The sequence below is a fragment of the Arthrobacter sp. 10N43 genome, assembly GCF_056394525.1.
The window spans coordinates 285,949-301,987 of sequence record NZ_JBFTIA010000001.1; the positions used below are offsets into that span (position 1 = coordinate 285,949).

The 16,039-nt window shown below is 66.1% G+C and carries 14 protein-coding genes and 1 pseudogene; 7 read left to right on the forward strand and 8 right to left on the reverse strand.

Features of this window, described 5'->3' with window-relative positions:
- Positions 1 to 34 precede the first annotated feature (34 nt).
- Positions 35 to 1,063 carry a LacI family DNA-binding transcriptional regulator gene (locus AC1DDO_RS01280; protein WP_476866411.1) on the reverse strand — a complete coding sequence of 343 codons (1,029 nt, stop codon included), beginning with the start codon at positions 1,061 to 1,063 and terminating at the stop codon, positions 35 to 37.
- 232 nt (positions 1,064 to 1,295) lie between these two features.
- On the opposite strand from AC1DDO_RS01280, the gene uriH reads away from it, so the two are divergent.
- Genes uriH through AC1DDO_RS01295 form a run of 3 tightly spaced genes read left to right on the forward strand, consistent with a single transcriptional unit; the run spans position 1,296 to position 4,732 of the window.
- Positions 1,296 to 2,336, forward strand: a complete 1,041-nt coding sequence (gene uriH, locus AC1DDO_RS01285; RefSeq protein ID WP_476971282.1) for a uridine-preferring nucleoside hydrolase UriH — start codon at positions 1,296 to 1,298, stop codon at positions 2,334 to 2,336.
- Positions 2,337 to 3,767: a uridine transporter UriT gene (gene uriT / locus AC1DDO_RS01290; RefSeq protein ID WP_476971283.1), complete on the forward strand. Its 1,431-nt coding sequence runs from the start codon at positions 2,337 to 2,339 to the stop codon at positions 3,765 to 3,767.
- Entirely contained in the window at positions 3,764 to 4,732 is a 969-nt protein-coding gene (locus AC1DDO_RS01295) for a ribokinase (RefSeq protein ID WP_476971284.1), read from the forward strand. The genes uriT and AC1DDO_RS01295 overlap by 4 nt, the downstream gene beginning before the upstream one ends.
- A 68-nt stretch (positions 4,733 to 4,800) precedes the next feature.
- Here the strand turns inward: AC1DDO_RS01295 and AC1DDO_RS01300 are convergent, their stop codons facing one another.
- On the reverse strand, positions 4,801 to 5,832 hold the full coding sequence (locus tag AC1DDO_RS01300) for an NADPH:quinone reductase (RefSeq protein WP_476866415.1): 1,032 nt from the start codon (positions 5,830 to 5,832) through the stop codon (positions 4,801 to 4,803).
- Between the two features lie 105 nt (positions 5,833 to 5,937).
- Complete coding sequence (locus AC1DDO_RS01305; protein ID WP_476971285.1) at positions 5,938 to 6,480, reverse strand: flavodoxin domain-containing protein; 543 nt, start codon at positions 6,478 to 6,480, stop codon at positions 5,938 to 5,940.
- Between the two features lie 258 nt (positions 6,481 to 6,738).
- Between AC1DDO_RS01305 and AC1DDO_RS01310 the strand changes: the two genes are divergently transcribed.
- Complete coding sequence (locus tag AC1DDO_RS01310; protein WP_476971286.1) at positions 6,739 to 7,611, forward strand: universal stress protein; 873 nt, start codon at positions 6,739 to 6,741, stop codon at positions 7,609 to 7,611.
- A gap of 52 nt (positions 7,612 to 7,663) precedes the next feature.
- On the opposite strand, the pseudogene AC1DDO_RS01315 reads toward AC1DDO_RS01310, so the two are convergent.
- Positions 7,664 to 9,552, reverse strand: a pseudogene (locus tag AC1DDO_RS01315) (heavy metal translocating P-type ATPase).
- 280 nt (positions 9,553 to 9,832) lie between these two features.
- Between AC1DDO_RS01315 and AC1DDO_RS01320 the strand changes: the two are divergent.
- Together AC1DDO_RS01320 and AC1DDO_RS01325 are read left to right on the forward strand one after the other, a co-directional pair.
- The gene (locus tag AC1DDO_RS01320) at positions 9,833 to 10,360 is read left to right on the forward strand and encodes a DUF427 domain-containing protein (RefSeq protein WP_476866419.1); all 528 of its coding nucleotides are present in this window, start codon (positions 9,833 to 9,835) and stop codon (positions 10,358 to 10,360) included.
- Between the two features lie 154 nt (positions 10,361 to 10,514).
- Positions 10,515 to 11,192, forward strand: a complete 678-nt coding sequence (locus AC1DDO_RS01325; protein WP_476866420.1) for a DedA family protein — start codon at positions 10,515 to 10,517, stop codon at positions 11,190 to 11,192.
- A gap of 81 nt (positions 11,193 to 11,273) precedes the next feature.
- Here the strand turns inward: AC1DDO_RS01325 and AC1DDO_RS01330 are convergent, their stop codons facing one another.
- Positions 11,274 to 12,155: a helix-turn-helix transcriptional regulator gene (locus AC1DDO_RS01330; RefSeq protein WP_476866421.1), complete on the reverse strand. Its 882-nt coding sequence runs from the start codon at positions 12,153 to 12,155 to the stop codon at positions 11,274 to 11,276.
- Positions 12,156 to 12,257: 102 nt separating this feature from the next.
- On the opposite strand from AC1DDO_RS01330, the gene AC1DDO_RS01335 reads away from it, so the two are divergent.
- A complete protein-coding gene (locus AC1DDO_RS01335) occupies positions 12,258 to 13,706 on the forward strand; it encodes an MFS transporter (protein WP_476866422.1) in 1,449 nt (482 codons plus the stop codon).
- An 89-nt stretch (positions 13,707 to 13,795) separates the two neighbouring features.
- Here AC1DDO_RS01335 and AC1DDO_RS01340 read toward each other — a convergent pair whose 3' ends face one another.
- The 3 genes from AC1DDO_RS01340 to AC1DDO_RS01350 form a co-directional block, all read right to left on the reverse strand.
- Positions 13,796 to 14,275, reverse strand: a complete 480-nt coding sequence (locus AC1DDO_RS01340) for a DUF1801 domain-containing protein (RefSeq protein WP_476971287.1) — start codon at positions 14,273 to 14,275, stop codon at positions 13,796 to 13,798.
- Position 14,276: 1 nt separating this feature from the next.
- Positions 14,277 to 14,714 (reverse strand): VOC family protein, encoded by a 438-nt coding sequence (locus AC1DDO_RS01345; RefSeq protein WP_441410974.1) that lies wholly within the window; start codon positions 14,712 to 14,714, stop codon positions 14,277 to 14,279.
- 160 nt (positions 14,715 to 14,874) lie between these two features.
- Complete coding sequence (locus AC1DDO_RS01350; RefSeq protein WP_476866424.1) at positions 14,875 to 15,813, reverse strand: LysR substrate-binding domain-containing protein; 939 nt, start codon at positions 15,811 to 15,813, stop codon at positions 14,875 to 14,877.
- Positions 15,814 to 16,039: the final 226 nt, after the last annotated feature.

Here is a 16,039-nt window from a genome sequence, read left to right on the forward strand (position 1 = left end):
GCCGGTCATGGGTGTTCCTTCCCGCGCCCGCCGGTCAGCCCGTTGAACCGCGCACCACCAGCGAGCTGCCAAGTGTTACATTCGGCTCCTCCAGCTCAGATCCCTCCATGAGCCAGCGGAGCTGCTGACCTGCTTTGCGTCCCAGCGGCATGGCCGGCAGGTGCACGCTCGTCAGGCCGGGGTTGCTGGTTGCCGAATAAGGCAAGTCGTCGAAGCCGGCCACGGCAAGTTCCCGTGGAATGCGGACTCCCGCGACGCGGGCTTCCTGCAGGACGCCGTAGGCGTGCGTGTCCGTTCCGCATACGACGGCGGTGACTCCGGTGCGCTGCCACTGCGGCCAGGCCCGGGCGAACGCCTCGGCGGCCGACCCGACGTCGATCGTGGTGCTGATGATGCAATCGGGCGCCACCGAGATCCCGCGCGCCCTGGCCTCCGCGAGGAACGCGGTGCGCCGCACCTCGAAGGTGGCGGTCCCGGTCACGCTGTCGATGTAGGCAGCTTGGGTGTGCCCCGAATCGGCCAGGTGCGCTGCCAGCTCACGTGCGCCGCGCGCGACGTCCAGGTTTACCGAGGGGGCGTAGGCCTCCAGCCCGGGGGCATCCAGCAGTACCAGGGGGCCGGCGGCGGACAGTTCTTCGAGGAAGCCGGCGTTGGGGGCATCCACCAGGAGGCCGGCCGGCCGGAGCGCCATGAGTTTCCGGACGTCCTCGGCCTGCGGGAACTCGCCGGCGTCGGTGACGGACAGCAGCAGTTGGTACTCGGCGCCAAGGGACTCCCGCACTCCGGCGATCACTTTGGCGAAAAACGGGTTTGAGATGTCAGGGGCCACCAGGATGACGATGGAACTCACACCCTTGGCCAGCGAGCTTCCGATGCTGTCCACCACGTAGCCCAGCTCTGCGATGGCCTCACGCACGCGCGAAATGTTGTCCTCGGACACCCGCCCCCTGGTTTTCCCGTTGGCTACCAGGGACACCGTGGCAGTGGAAACACCGGCGCGCTCGGCCACCATCGCAGCCGTAACGCGGGGCGCGCGGGCGTTGCGCCGATCGAGGGTGACCATGCATCGATCGTAGCCAACATTTTAGAGTTTCAGGCATCTCAAGGCATCAAGCGCTTGACGCAATGACGTTAAGCGTTTGACGTTCTGCGGTAGGCGATGCCAGAATTCCTGTGAATGCTTAGTGCCCTGTTCGGGCAAGGCACCAACCCCCAGCGGCCGGCGCAGAAACTGTGCAGCATGCCGGCGGGGGCGGTTGCCCTGCACCGCAGGCCCCAATGACGTGGAGACAACAATGGAAACACAGCCCCTGACACCGGCGCCCAGGAAGATCATTCTTGACTGCGACCCCGGACATGATGACGCAGTGGCATTGCTGCTGGCTCACGGCAACCCCAATATCGAACTGCTCGCCGTCACGACGGTTGTAGGCAACCAGACCCTCGAAAAGGTCACCCGCAACGCACTCTCGGTGGGCACGATTGCGGGCATCACGGGCGTACCGTTCGCCGCGGGCTGCGACCGCCCGCTGGTCCGCACTATCGAAACAGCCCCCAGCATTCACGGCGAGACCGGCATGGACGGTCCCGACCAGCCCGAGTCCGCCATCGAGCTGGACCCGCGCCACGCCGTCGACCTGATCATCGAAACCGTCATGGCGCATGAGCCGGGTACGGTCACCCTGGTCCCCACCGCCGGCCTGACCAACATCGCCATGGCGGCCCGCAAGGAACCCCGCATCGTGGACCGGGTCAAGGAAGTCGTCCTCATGGGCGGCGGCTACCACGTGGGCAACTGGAGTGCCGTTGCTGAATTTAACATCATCATCGACCCCGAAGCCGCACACATCGTGTTCAACGAAAAGTGGCCGGTGGTGATGGTGGGCCTCGACCTCACGCACCAGGCCTTGGCCACTCCGGAGGTTGTGGACCGGATCGCGGCCATTGGCACCAAGCCGGCAAAGTTCGTCATGGAACTGATGGAGTTCTTCACCAAGACCTACAAGGACGCGCAGGGCTTCGACTACCCGCCGGTCCACGATCCGTGCGCAGTTGCGTACGTCATCGACCCCACGGTGATGACCACGCGCAAGGTCCCGGTGGACATCGAACTGCAGGGCAGGCTGACGCTCGGCATGACCGTGGCCGACTTCCGCGCGCCCGCCCCGGACGACTGCCACACGTCCGTCGCCATGGACCTGGACCATGAGAAGTTTTGGGATCTCGTCACAGATGCGATCGTCCGGATCGGAGAGGGCGGCGCTCCCGCCGCCACAGCAGCCCCCGCCATGGCCGGGGCCGCTACCGCAGGCGCCGTTGCCGGAGAGGCCAAGTAAATGACCACCTTAATCTCCGACAACACCAGGACCACCCGCGGCAACGTCACCGCGCTCGTGGTCGCACTGCTGGCCGCCTGCGTGGCCTTCCAGCTCAACGCCTCCATGCTCAGCCCGGCCCTAGTCACCATGGGCAACGAACTTCAAACGGACCAGGCTGTCATTGGGCTGTCCCAAACCTGGTTCTTCACCGCCGCGGCCTTGTTCTCGCTCTTCCTGCCGCGCCTCAGTGACATCGTGGGGCGCAAGAAGATCCTTCTCGGCATGATGCTGATGATGGCCGTCGGCTCGGTCATCGCCGCCCTCGCGCCGGACGTCACATGGCTCTTCGTGGGCCGCATCATCCAGGGCGTCAGCGGCCCGACCGTCCCGCTGTGCCTCATCATGCTCCGCTCTGCGGTCAGCAACCCGCGCAAATACGGCGCACTCATGGGTCTCATCACGGCGGTCAACGGCGGCGTGGCCGGCGTCGACTCGTTCGTTGGCGGCTACTTTGCCGAGCACTTCGGTTTCCGCAGCATCTTCTGGCTCATGGTCGCCCTCGCTGTGGCAGCCGCAGTCCTGGTTGCCGTCCTGGCCGGCGAGAGCAAGCCGGCTGCGGGCACCACCATGGATTGGCTGGGCGTCTTCTTCATCGTGATCGCGGTGGGAGCACTCCTGACCGCACTGAACGAAGGCTCCAAGCTTGCCGCGGACTTCTCTGCCGGCACGTTGATGCTGGCCGCCGGCCTGGTCGTGGTGGCAGCCGCCGCGTTCTTCGCTTTCTGGACTGTTGAGAAACGGGCCAAGGCGCCCATGGTGGAAATCGTGCACCTTCGCCAGCGCTCCACCTGGGCCCCGTTGCTCACCACCACGCTCACCATGACCGGCATTTTCGCCGTCATCAACGGCATCGTCCCGGCGTACGTCCAGGCAGCCGACCCGGGCTTCGGCGTCGGCCCCACCGAAATGTCCCTTCTCATCCTCACGCCGTACGCCCTGCTGGGGTGGATCTTCGGTCCGATCAGCGGCCGGCTGGCCCCCGTCCTGGGCTACACAAAGGTCCTGCGCATCGGCCTGTTGGGCAGCCTTGCGTCCTTGGCGATCATCGCATTCCTCGGCCTGCACAGCCTGCCGATGATGATGATCGGCACGGCCTTGCTGGGGATCATGTACGCCGGTACGGTCAACATCATGCTGAACGGCCTTGGTGTGGTTCTCTCGCCGGAGGGCAACCCCGGCTTCCTGCCTGGCATGAACGCCGGTGCCTTCAACCTCGGCGCCGGGCTGAGCTTCCTGGTCCTCCCGGCGGTCCTCGTCGCGACGTCGTCCATGGGTGACGCCAAAGCGTCGTACCTGACCGTCGTTATCGCGGGCCTCGCCATCACCGCGGCAGCCTTCGCCGCGTCCCTCCTGATCCCGAAGCCCGCCGACGCCGAGGTAACCGAATGAGCACCGAAGCCAGCGCACCGAAATCGAGGATCGTCGTCGTTGGTTCGCTCAACGCCGATATCACCATCTACTGCGACCGGCTCCCCCAGCCGGGCGAGACGATCCACGGCAACGGCTTCGCCGTCAATCCGGGCGGCAAGAGCGCCAACCAGGCGGTGGCTGCCAGCAAGCTGGGCGGCCGCGTCAGCCTGGTAGGCGCCGTGGGCCAGGACCCCAATGGTGCACTGCTGCTCGAGTCGACGGCCCGCGCCGGGGTGGACGTCTCGCACGTCCGCCGTGCCGCCGACGCCGCCACCGGCGTCGCCGTTATCTCGGTCGATGCCCTCGGCGAGAACAGCATCATCATCTCCGCCGGCGCCAACGGCACCCTGACCCCGGCCGACGTCGAGGCAGCCGCCGACCTTTTCGACGGCGCCGCTGTGGTCTGCCTCTGCCTTGAAGTTGGCCTCGACACGGTTGCGGCCGCCGCCCAAGCAGCCCACGACGCCGGCGCAACGGTCCTGCTGAACCTCTCGCCCTACGCGGAGATCCCACAGGCCCTGGCCCGGTTGAGCGATGTGCTGCTGGTCAACGCGCATGAGGCTTCCCTGTTCCTGGGGAAGGATTCCGTACCGAGTGCCGGCATGGACGCCGGCGCATGGGAGCGGGTGCGCCAGCAGTTCGCCGACCGCGGCTTGCACCGCGTGTTGGTAACGCTGGGGGCCCACGGTTCCGTGGCGTTGGACTCCCAAGCCGCCGACACACAGCGAGTCACCCTCGTTCCACCCACCAAAGTCGTGGCGGTGGACACCACCGGGGCCGGCGATGCTTTCACGGGCGCCGTGGCTGCGCGGCTGGCCGACGGGGAATCCCTGACGGAGGCCGCGGCGTTTGCCTCGGTGGCGGCGGCCTTGGCCGCCACGAAGAAGGGGACCCAGGCCGCCTACGCGGACGCTGCCGATGTAACCCTCCTGCGCAGCAGCTAGACCCTCAGGAAGGCTCAGTCCCGCGGCTGCACGGCGTGAGCCCCGCGAGGCTCCCGAAGAGGTATCGCCTAGCCCACTGGCACATCGATCAGCACCTTGCCGACGACGCTCTCTTCCACCGCCGCGTGGGCCGCAGCCGTGTCCGCCAGGTCAAAGCGATGCAGCGGCAGGCCGGCGGCCTCTCCCACCGGGAGGGCGCCGTCGGCGATGGCCGCATTGATGTCCTCGGCGGCGGCGTGCACGGCAGCCATGCCAACGGTGTAGAGCAGCACGAACTGGTAGCGGACGTTGAGGCTGAAATGCCTGCGAACGTCCAGGGTCATCTGGTCGCCGCCGTTGTTGGCGTAGACCGCGATGGAGCCGCGGTTGCGGACAACTGCCAGGTCAAGTTCCGCGTTCTGCGCCGGCGCCACCTCCACGATCTGATCGACGCCGTTGGGAGCGATCCGGCGGATCTCCGCGGCTGCGTGGGTTTCCCGGTAATTGATGACGTGATCCGCACCGGCCGCCGTGACCAGGGCGGCCTTGGCCGGTCCGCTCACGGTCGTGATCACAACCGCACCGGCCCACTTGGCGAGCTGGATCGCCGCATGGCCCACGGCGCCGGCCCCTCCAGCGACGAGGACTATTTTGCCGTCCAAGGCTCCCGGGTGCAGTCGCCGCGGGCCGTCCTCGGCGATGGTCAGGGCCCGGTGGGCGGTGATCGCGGGTACGCCCAGGCTTGCGCCGAGGTCGAATCCTGCGTTCTCCGGCAGCGGAAAGACCCGCTCGGCCGGCAGGACGGTGAACTCCTGCGCTGTCCCGCCGTCGGCGCGCTGGTAGGCGGCCAGGGCCAGCCAGACCCTGTCACCGACGTGGAGATGCTCGACGCCGGGTCCGACGGCGTCGAGCACTCCGGCGCCGTCCTGGTTCGGCACGACCTCCTCGAAGGGCAAGGGCTCGCCGGGTTTGGCGCCGCGGCGCGATTTCCAGTCGGTGGGGTTCACCGCGGAGACCATGATCCGTACGCGCACCTCCCCGGGTCCCGGCTCGCGGATCTCGCGGTCGACGAGTTCGAGAACAGAGGGATCGCCGGTGGCACGGTACACGATTGCTTTCATACAGTGACCTAACGCCGGCCCCGACCGAAAATTCCCGCCGGGGGCCGGACCAGAAACCTCAGGGTCATGTGGCACGTACTATCCCCCCGTTTCTTTCACACCACCTCAGACCAAGTTTTCAGGGGAGCGCTTCATCCCAGGTTGGGCGAGTTGGGCTGTAATTTGATCCGTCCACGCGTCCACAGCCGCCCAGTCCCGCAAGTCTCCGAAGTGGCCGCCGGTGAGACGGAACAGGACCCGGAGCGGAGCCGGCATCTGGCCTGCCTGGTACACGCCGGAGAAGACTTTGTGGCCGCGAAGCGCAACTTCCTGGAACTGAGCAAGTTCCAGGTGCTTCTGTTGAAGTGCCCGACCGCGCTCGCGAAACGGCTTCGGCAAGGCGGCGGACATCCCCACACTGAACGCCCAGACAGGTCGTGTGGCCAGTTCGGGCGCATGGCGGGTGAAGAACAGCAAAGCCTGGGGCAACCACGCCTGATTGTGGATGGCGCTTCCGGCCACGACGGCCTCGTAGCCGGAGACCGACTCGACCTCCTCCACGGACCGGCACTCGACCTCGCCCAGTGCAACAGCCATCCGGGAGGCTACGTGCTCAGCTATCTCCCGGGTGCTTCCCATCGCACTTGCGTAAGCGACAAGAATAGTCATGGTCAGGCCTCCTACCCTCCTTTCCCAGTCTCATGGACTCTCTGGCGGCCGGAATCTGCCATAAGTCCCGGCACAAGGCTCGGGAAGGGACAGCCGTGTACCGGCTAAGCCCGTAGTCGTTCACGTTGGGGCTTTAGGCCCTGACAGCGATTGTGCCTTGGGCACACACTGAATCGTCGGCGTGCCGTGCCGAAACTGCCGGCGCACAAACGACGCTCAGATGATGCAGCTCTCAAGCAGGGGAAGATCGGGATTCGAATGACCAATCCAATTGTCGTCGGTATCAACGGGTCCACGCGAAGCGAAACCGCCCTGACGTGGGCGCTCCAGCGCGCGTCGCAACATAAGCTGCCCGTCATCGCCGTTTACGCCGTGGACGACCGGTGGATGACCCCGGACTTCCAATACCACGACGTCGTCCGGGCAGCGGCCATGGAACAGCTGCAGAAGGCGCAGGACAGCGCCCGCGCGCAGGCCCCCGACGTCGACATCGAGGTTCAGCTACGGCATGGCAGCGCGGGTGCGGCCCTCCGGGAAGCGTCGATGGAAGCCGCCATGCTGGTCGTCGGGGCGCACGACCGGCACTGGCTGGACGGCGGGCCGCTGACCGACCGCGCATTGCAGGTTGTTTCCGCCTCGGACAGCCCGGTCGCCGTCATCCCGCCAACGCCGGATACCGGCCGCCACGGAGTCGTGGTCGGCGTGGACGGATCCGAGGAATCCCTCCAGGCCGTGTCCGTCGCCGCCGCCGAGGCCGACCGCGCCGGCGACGAATTGACGGTGGTCCTTGCCCTCCGCAACCCGGCCAGGTGGGTCGAGGCCCGGCTGCCGACCAGCGGGATGGCCGAGACCATCGTTGAGGAGGACAAAGTGGTCCTCGCCGAATCGGTGGCAGGCCTGCGGGACAAGTACCCGGACCTGGCCATCCATCAGCGGCTCGAAACCGACACCGAACCTGCCAAGGCCCTGGTCAAAGCCGCCCGGGAGGCCCGGCTGTTGGTCATCGGCAGCCGCGGGCGCGGGGCATTTTCCCGGCTTGTACTGGGGTCCACTGCCCACGCCGTCCTGCTGAACGTCCCCTGCCCCACCATCGTTACCCGCCTGCACAAGGTCCAGCATGACAAGGCGTGACGGCCACCAACCGACAAGCGGATAGGGTCGCCGCTCAGCCCGAGAACGGCGGTCATGGAAGAACTTTGGTTACCGGCATCGCCGGTCCCGGTGCCGCCTGCCGGACAGGCTCCCTCCCCCGGGCCGGTCCCAGCGCCCTCAGCGCGTTGAGGATCGTGGCCAGATCCACCAGCTCCTGGAACAGGGCGCCGGCTACGGCCGGGATAAAGCCGAACGCGGCAACAATCATGAGCCCGGTACTCAGGATGATGCCAACCCAGATGCTCTCCAGGGCCACTTTCACGCTTCGTTGTCCGATCTCCACGGCCCGGGCCACCCTGGACAGATCATCGAGCATAATCACCACATCGGCGGACTCGCTGGCGGCGGTGGAGCCCTTGGCTCCCATCGCCACACCCACATCTGCCGCCGCCAGCACGGGTGCATCATTGATGCCGTCGCCGACCATCATGACCGGCCGGGATGTCAGGGCCTTGACCGCTTGCACCTTCTCTGCTGGCAGGCACTCTGCGTGGATGCGGGTAATGCCCACTTCGGCGGCGATGTGTTCCGCCGTCTCCTGCGCGTCGCCGGTCAGCATGAGGGATTCGCGGATTCCCAGCCTGCGCAGCTGCTCCAGCGTCTGGGCGGCGTTCGGGCGGACGGCATCACTCATGATCAGCGCTCCGGCGAAGATACCGTCGACGCCCACATATACGGCCATCTGCCCGCTCGCCAGGTGTGCCTTCTCCACCCGAGCCGTGTTTTCCGCGACAAAATTGCGCTTGCCGACGACGACGGTGCAGCTGCCGAAGTCCGCCCACACCCCGTGGGTGGCATGTTCAGTGGCGTTTCTGGCGGCCAGCAGCGGCAGCTTCCGGCTGACCGCAGCTTCCATCACCGAAGCAGCAAGCACATGGGAAGAGTATTGCTCCGCCGAGGCCGCCCGCTGAAGTAGCTCATCGGCGCCGAGGCCCGCACCCCCATCGGCGATGCGAACCTCCAACAGCACCGGACGCCCGCCGGTCAGTGTGCCGGTCTTGTCGAAGGCCGCGACGCGGATTCTGCTCAGCTTTTCCAGCGTGCCACCGTTCTTGACTATGATGCCGTTCCGGGAGGCCCTGCTCATGCCGGCCACAAACGCCACCGGCGCAGCAATGAGCAGCGGGCAGGGAGTGGCCACCACCAACACCTCGGCAAACCGGACCGGATCGCCGCTTGCCAGCCAGGCTACGCCGGAAAGCACAAACGCGAAGACCGTGAAGGGAACGGCATATCGGTCCGCCATCCGGACGACAGGGGCACTACTGGCCGCAGCTTCCTGCACGAGGGCAACGATCCTGCTGTATTGGGAATCCGTCACCGTCGCAGATGCCCGCATCCGTACCGCAGATCCTCCGTTGACCGAACCGCTCATGACCTGGTCTCCGGCCGCTTTTTCTACCGGAAGCTCTCCCCGGTTAACGCTGATTCGTCGAAAGAGCCGGACTCAGAGACCAGCACCCCGTCGACCGGGACCACCTCGGCAGGCCTGAGCAGAAGCACATCGCCGGGACTGAGCTCCCCCACGCTGACGTCCTCGGCAGGCCGGCCAGCCCTTTCCCGGTGGGCGATCTGCGGTGCACGCTCGAGTAGGGCGCTCAACTCCCGCTGGGCGCGTCCCTGCGCAAAGTCCTCCAGTGCACGGCCCCCGGAGAGCATGAGCACTACGATCAGGGACGCGATGTATTCGCCCACAGCCACGGTGCTGGCCACGGCAGCCACCGCAAGCAGGTCTACCCCGAGGCGCCCGTGGACGGCTGCCCGGATCATGTCCGCGGCCAGCCGGACCGTGACGAACAGCGCGTAGATGCTGGCAGTCCACTGCGCTGTCACCGCTTTGCCACTCAGGAGCAGCCCGGCCACCACCAAACAGCAAAGCACTGTGGCAGCGACCAGCGGATACCGGCGGACGAAGCCCATCAGCGACCGCCCCCTCCCGCTGCAGCCTGACAGCGGTAGCCAGCACGGCTGGCGGCCGTCCGGGTCAGGACCGATATGGCGGCGTCGGGCTTGCTCACGCCACTAATCCCATCTCACACTTCCAGCGCCGGATTATGGGCCACCCGGTCCAGCACCACGTGCGACGTGCTGGGATCCAGTATGCTCCCAACCGCTGGGCACCACGAGGCCTTGAATGTCAGATTCCTGCACGCTGCCGATCGTCAGTGGCTGCCCCCGCGGAAGATGGGAGCATGGTGACATGACTCCTGAGCACGGTTCTTCCGGCTTCTTCCGGCGCCCCCAGCCCATCAAACCCAAGGCCGGTCAAGAATCGGTGTGGGACTACCCGCGGCCGCCACGGGTCGAGCCGCGATCCGATCGGGTCATCGTGCGGCTGGGCGGGCAGGTGATCGCCGACACCACCGATGCCGTGCGCGTCCTGGAGACGAGTCATCCCCCTGCCTACTACTTGCCCTTGGATTCATTCCCTGCCGGGGCGCTCGTCCCCACCGAGGGCACCAGCTTCTGCGAATTCAAGGGCGAAGCGCACTACTTCGACGTCGTTGCCGGCGGAGTCGTCGTTCCCCGTGCCGGGTGGACTTACCCCGAACCCACCCGGGGCTTCGAGGCGCTCAGTACCCGGGTGGCCCTCTACCCGGGTCTGATGGACTCCTGCGAGGTCAACGGCGAGCAGGTGACTTTCCAGGAAGGTGACTTCTATGGCGGATGGATCACCGCGCAGATCGTTGGTCCGTTCAAGGGTGGCCCGGGCACGGCCGGGTGGTGAGCTCTTGACGCAGCCGGGGCCGCAAGGGTAGACAAGGGCCATCCCGGTGTCGCCGCGGCGGAGTCACGACCCCAAAACAATCGAAGCACAAACGCAGGCAGTGCTGGGACCGTCATCACGTACCACGGCGGAGCAGCGGAGTGAGGTGTGAGCGATGACCGGATTAGGTGCCCTCCGCGTCCTGGCGCTCGGCTGGGCAGGCTCCGTCGCCGCGGAAGCAGCGATTGCGGACGATTGGGGGTACTACTTCGGCGTCTTCGTGATAGTGCTGGCCCAGTGCGCCGGGGTACCGCTTCCCGCCGTGGCCGTACTGCTTGGGGCCTACGCCTCGGCGCGCCACGGAGACCTGAACCTTGCTGCCGTTATCGCGGTCGGCAGCCTGGGCGCCATGCTCGGGAGCACTGTTGGCTACGTACTTGGGCGGGTGGGAGGCCGGCCGTTGATGCTGCGGCTTGCACGGCGCTTCCACGCAGACGAGAACCGCATCGTCCAACTGGAGTCGTTCTTCGAACGGCACGGCGGCAAAGCCTTGTTCTTCGGCCGCTGGGTCATAGTCGTCCGGCTCTGGGGCGCCATTGCCGCGGGGGCTGCCAAGATGCCTTGGCCCAAGTTCCTGCTGTGGACCATTACAGGGTCCATTGCCTGGGTGGCGAGCCTTAGTGTTCTCGCCTATCTTGCCGGGGCGCTGGCCCATGCCGTCGGCGACGCCCTCGACATCGGCGGCTGGGTGCTGGTCCCCATTGTCGTCCTTGGCCTGGTGATGGTCTGGCGCCGTCGCAGACGCCGTAAGTTCAAGTCCGCGCAGAGGTCAGAGGACGGCGTGGCTGAATGAAGCCAGCGTAGCCGTCCCGCACGTCCCGTCCGCTGGCGGCTGCCGGAGGCGCCGCCAATCAGGACAGTGGAAGGCCGAGACTCATTGCTTCTCGTTGACCGCGGCCTTTGCCGTTTCACGCTGGGTGGCGGCCCAGCTGGCGAGGACTTTCAGTGCGTCCTCGGAGGGTGTGCCGGGATCTGCTGTGTACACGTTGATGCGCAGTCCCGGGTCTGCGGGGAGTTCCATCGCTTCATAGCTCAAGTCCAGGTCGCCAACGATCGGGTGGTGGAGCCGTTTGCGGCCGGCGCGGTGGTATTTCACGTCGTGCCGGGCCCACCGGGTGCGGAACTCCTCGCTGCGGGTGGAGAGTTCGCCGATCAGGTCCGTGAGGTCCTTGTCGTACGGGTTTTTGCCGGCCGTGGAGCGCAGGACGGCGACGATGTCGTCCGCGCTGCGTTCCCAGTCGGCGAAGAACTCCCGCGCTTTCGGGTTCAGGAAGGTGAAGCGTGCGCTGTTCGGCGGAGGGGGGCCCTCGGCCATCATGTCCAGATAAAGGGCCCGGCCCAGTTCGTTCGCGGCGAGGACATCCCCTCGGTCGTTGCGGACCCAGGCCGGCGCCGTCGTGATCGCATCGATGACCCGTTGCACGCTTGGCCGCACCGTCTGCGGACTGCGCTTGCGCCGCACCCGGGGCGAGGCGGTGGCGGCGCGGGCCAGGTCAAAAAGGTGGGCCGTTTCGGCGTCGTCGAGCTTCAGGGCACGCCCGAGGGCTTCAAGGACGCTGTCCGACGCGCCGGAAAGGTTCCCCCGCTCAAGGCGTATGTAGTAATCGATACTCATCCCGGCGAGCATGGCGACTTCCTCGCGGCGCAGCCCGGTAACGCGCCGGTTGCCGCCATAAACGGGCAGGCCGGCTTCCTCGGGCGTGATCCGGGCACGGCGGGAGGTCAGGAATCTCCGCACGTCGTCGCTGTGTGTCATGGCATCCACGCTACCCGCGGTCCATGGGACGAGGGAGGCACTGGCGTTACCCGGAAAGGCCGTGACTCCCGGCCCCTAAGGAATCAAGGTTGCATTGAAAACATGAAACCTGAACCTGCAACCGCTCCCCACCCGGCGGCGATCCTGGCGGTCATCCTCGTCAGCTACTTCATGATCCTGCTGGACAACTCGGTCATCTTCACTGCACTGCCGAGCCTGCAGGAAGACCTGCACCTGAGCACCGGTGAGCTCTCCTGGGTTCAGGATGCGTACACGCTGGTCTTCGGCGGCCTGCTGCTCCTCGGCGCCAGGGCAGGAGACCTGCTCGGCCGCCGACGGGTATTCGTGTTCGGGCTGGTGGTGTTCTCGATCGCGTCGCTGCTGATCGGACTGGCGCCGGCGGGCTGGTGGGCGATTGCCGGCCGCGCCGTCCAGGGTATTGGGGCTGCGATCGTCGCGCCCGCCTCGCTGTCCCTGCTCACGGCAAGCTTCCCGGAGGGCCGCGAGCGCACCCGGGCTGTCGCCCTGTACGGTGCCACCGCAGGGATCGGTGCCAGCCTGGGGCTGGTCATCGGCGGGGCGCTGGCCCACTGGATCGCCTGGCGAGCCGGGTTCTTCGTCAACGTACCTATCGGCGCCGCCATGATCATCCTCGCTCCGAAGTTCCTCCCCGAGACCGGACGCACCATTGGACGCTTCGACGTATTCGGCGCGCTCAGCGCGACCCTTGGTGTCGGCGCCCTGGTGTTCGGCATTATTAACACCGCTGTTGCGGGCTGGGAGTCGCCGGTCACGCTCGCAGGCGTCAGCGCCGGCGTCGTGCTCCTGATCGTGTTCGTTCTGATAGAACGCAGGGCCACCCAGCCCATCATGCCGCTGCGTTTGTTCGGGAGCCGCCGCCGCACCGGCGCCTACGTGGCGCGCTTTCTCTACCTGGGCGCAATGATCGCGTTCTTTTTCTTCACCACCCAGTTCCTGCAGGAAGTGCTCGGCTTCGACCCGCTGCAGGCCGGCATCGGATTCCTCCCAATGACGGCGGTCAACTTTGTCGTCGCGATGAGCATCCCGCGGCTCCTAGGCCGAATGCCGGGTTCGGTTGTCCTCTTGGCCGGAATCCTTCTCACCCTCGCCGGGATGTTCTGGCTCAGCCGAGCCGGCGTCGACTCCGCATACCTGACGGGGGTGGCCCTGCCGATGATCCTCATCGGTGCCGGTCAAGGCCTCGCGTTTGCGCCACTGACCTCGTTCGGCATCGTCGGCGCGCCCGCCGCCGACGCTGGCGCGGCATCGGGCTTGGTGAACACCTTTCATCAGGTGGGCACCTGCCTGGGCCTAGGCATTGCGGTCGCGGCCGCAGCCACCGTCCCGTCCGGGCCGGAAACTGCGCACCTGGCCGCGCAGGTCAGCGTCGCCCTCACAACGGGCAGCGCCCTCCTGCTCCTGGCCGCGGCAGTCGCTGCGGCGCTGATCCTGCCCGCAGACCTGGCTGCCCGCCGCCCTCGGACGTTGCCCGCGGCGCGGCCCGTGGCCCTGGCCGAGACCACCCGCTGAACCACCCACCCCGAAAGGCTGCCCGTCGATACCCTGATCAGCAGTGACTCCCCCCGGGCATGCGCTTAACGCGACCGCTTGCCCCGGGTTCAACGCCTATTGCCCCCAACGCCCGGCACGGACGCGACTTGCTTCATCCACGCCGCGATCTGGTGTTCGTCGATGGCGTCCAAGGACTCGAGCTCAACACCCCGCGTCGACTTGCCCATCCCCACCGGTGTCACCGGCGGTACAGGCTCGAGCGCCGCGCCATTGATAAACATGAGCTTGACATGGCCGGCAAAACCGCCGCAGCTGAAGCACCACCCGTCGCCGACGCCGTAGTACGACATGCCCCACTTCACCGAGCGCCGGAGGTCGGGCAGCGTCTTTGCCGCCAGCGCATCGATCGTTTCGGCGATGCCGCGCTGCGGCTGAGGCAGGCTCGCGATATATGCGAAGACCGGCTTGTCGCCGACCGCCGCTTTCGCGGGGCTGGCCCTGCCTGTCATGGCCTCCGGCAGAGCAGTGGCGGCATCGACAGGTGCCGCTGCGCCCGTGGCCGGCTTTTCGGCTTCCCCGATCCCCATGTCAGTCCTTCTTCAGTTCCTCGGCCAGCATCACGAGGATTCCGCTGGGTCCGCGAAGGTAGGTGAGTTTGTAGACGTCGCCGTAGGTCGCCACACCGCGCAGCGGACGGCAACCGTGCTTCGCGGCTATCTCAAGGGCTTTGTCGATGTCGTCGACCGAGAAGGCCACGCGGTGCATACCGATGTCGTTGGGGCGGGTCGGGTTGGACTCTATCGCTTTGGGGTGGATGTATTCGAAGAGTTCAAGTCGACCATGACCATCTGGGGTCTGGAGCATCGCAATGTTGGCGTGGTTGCCATCAAGCCCGACGGCGGTGTCAGTCCACTCGCCGCTGACCGTGTCACGGCCGACGACGGTGAGCCCGAGATCGGTGAAAAAGGCGATTGCTGCTTCGAGGTCACGAACGGCGATACCGACATTCTCAAGTTTGATGGCCATGCGTCGACGCTACCAAGGCGGACCGATTAGCTCCAGTGGCGGGCTGGGACTGGACTGACCACGCTCGGGGAGGGTTCTGCGGCCAAGCGGAGAAGAAGCAGAGCCCGGCTCGCGGTCCAAACGGCGGCTCCCAGTTCAGGATCTTCTTCCCGTCCTCGGCCTAGAGGTAGTCCCCGATGTGTTCGCGGGCGATTTCCAAGAGGGTGGATTGGAAAGCGACCTCTGCCGGGGCGTAGACCTTGTCCTGGCGCTGGGCCAGCAAAACCCGCCGCATGGGCGCGTCAGCACCGAGACTGAGGACCCTTACGTCCGGGTGTTGGAGGGCTACTGCGGTTTTGGGCACGATGGCCACGCCCATGCCGACGCTGACCATGGCCTGGGCCTCCTGGTAGTCGTTGGCCAGGAAGCCAATGGTGGGCTCGAACCCGGCGTCGTGGGCGGAGCGTTGGAGGACCTCGACCACCGGGTGGGCCTCCGCGCGAACTATCCACGACTCCTTGCGTAGCTCCTCCATCCTCACTTCATCCCGGTCGGCGAGTCGGTGCCCGCGCGCCACCAGGATCACGGTGCTCTCCTGGAAGACTTCCGTTACCCGGATGGAATCGTCGTGGAACCGATTCCAGGGATAGTCCCAGAGCAGGCACAGTCCGGTGACTCCAGACTCGAGGTCCGAGACAAGTTCGTCGAAACGCGCGCTGCGCACCGAGAGTCCAATTGCCGGGTAGCGCTTCTTGAAGGCGCGGATAACAAGGGGCAAAAATGATCCGGCGAGGGTGGGGAACGTGCCTACGGTCAAGGAACCGTGCCTGAGGCCGGCGATCTGGTCCAGGTCGGACTGGGCTGCCCGCATCTGTCCTATGATCTTGCGGGCGTGCCCGGCCAACACCTGGCCCGCCTCTGTGGGCGCAACCCCACGGGATCGGCGGTTGAGCAAGGGCTGCCCGACCTCTTGTTCAAGCTTCCGCAACTGCTGGGACACCGCTGACGGGGTGTACATCATCAAATCCGCCGCCGCAGTGATCGATCCCTGCTCGACAACCTCCACCAGCAGGGCCAACCGGCGGATGTCGAATAAATCCTGGCTCGCATCGTTAAGCAATGGTTAACCCTTCTGTCTGTTTGGTTCATTCTATGCAATCCCGGGCAATCCAGCGTGATCGAGGGAACGAAATCTCCCCAACAGGAGGCCAAGGAAGGGGGTAACGGACTTGCAATACCAGTGACTTAAGTATCACTAAATCCCCCCACAATAATTGAACATTGTCTTCATTTGTGATCTAGCTCATTCTGTTTTCAGGCGCCTGAACGTATGAGCGGCACTAAGA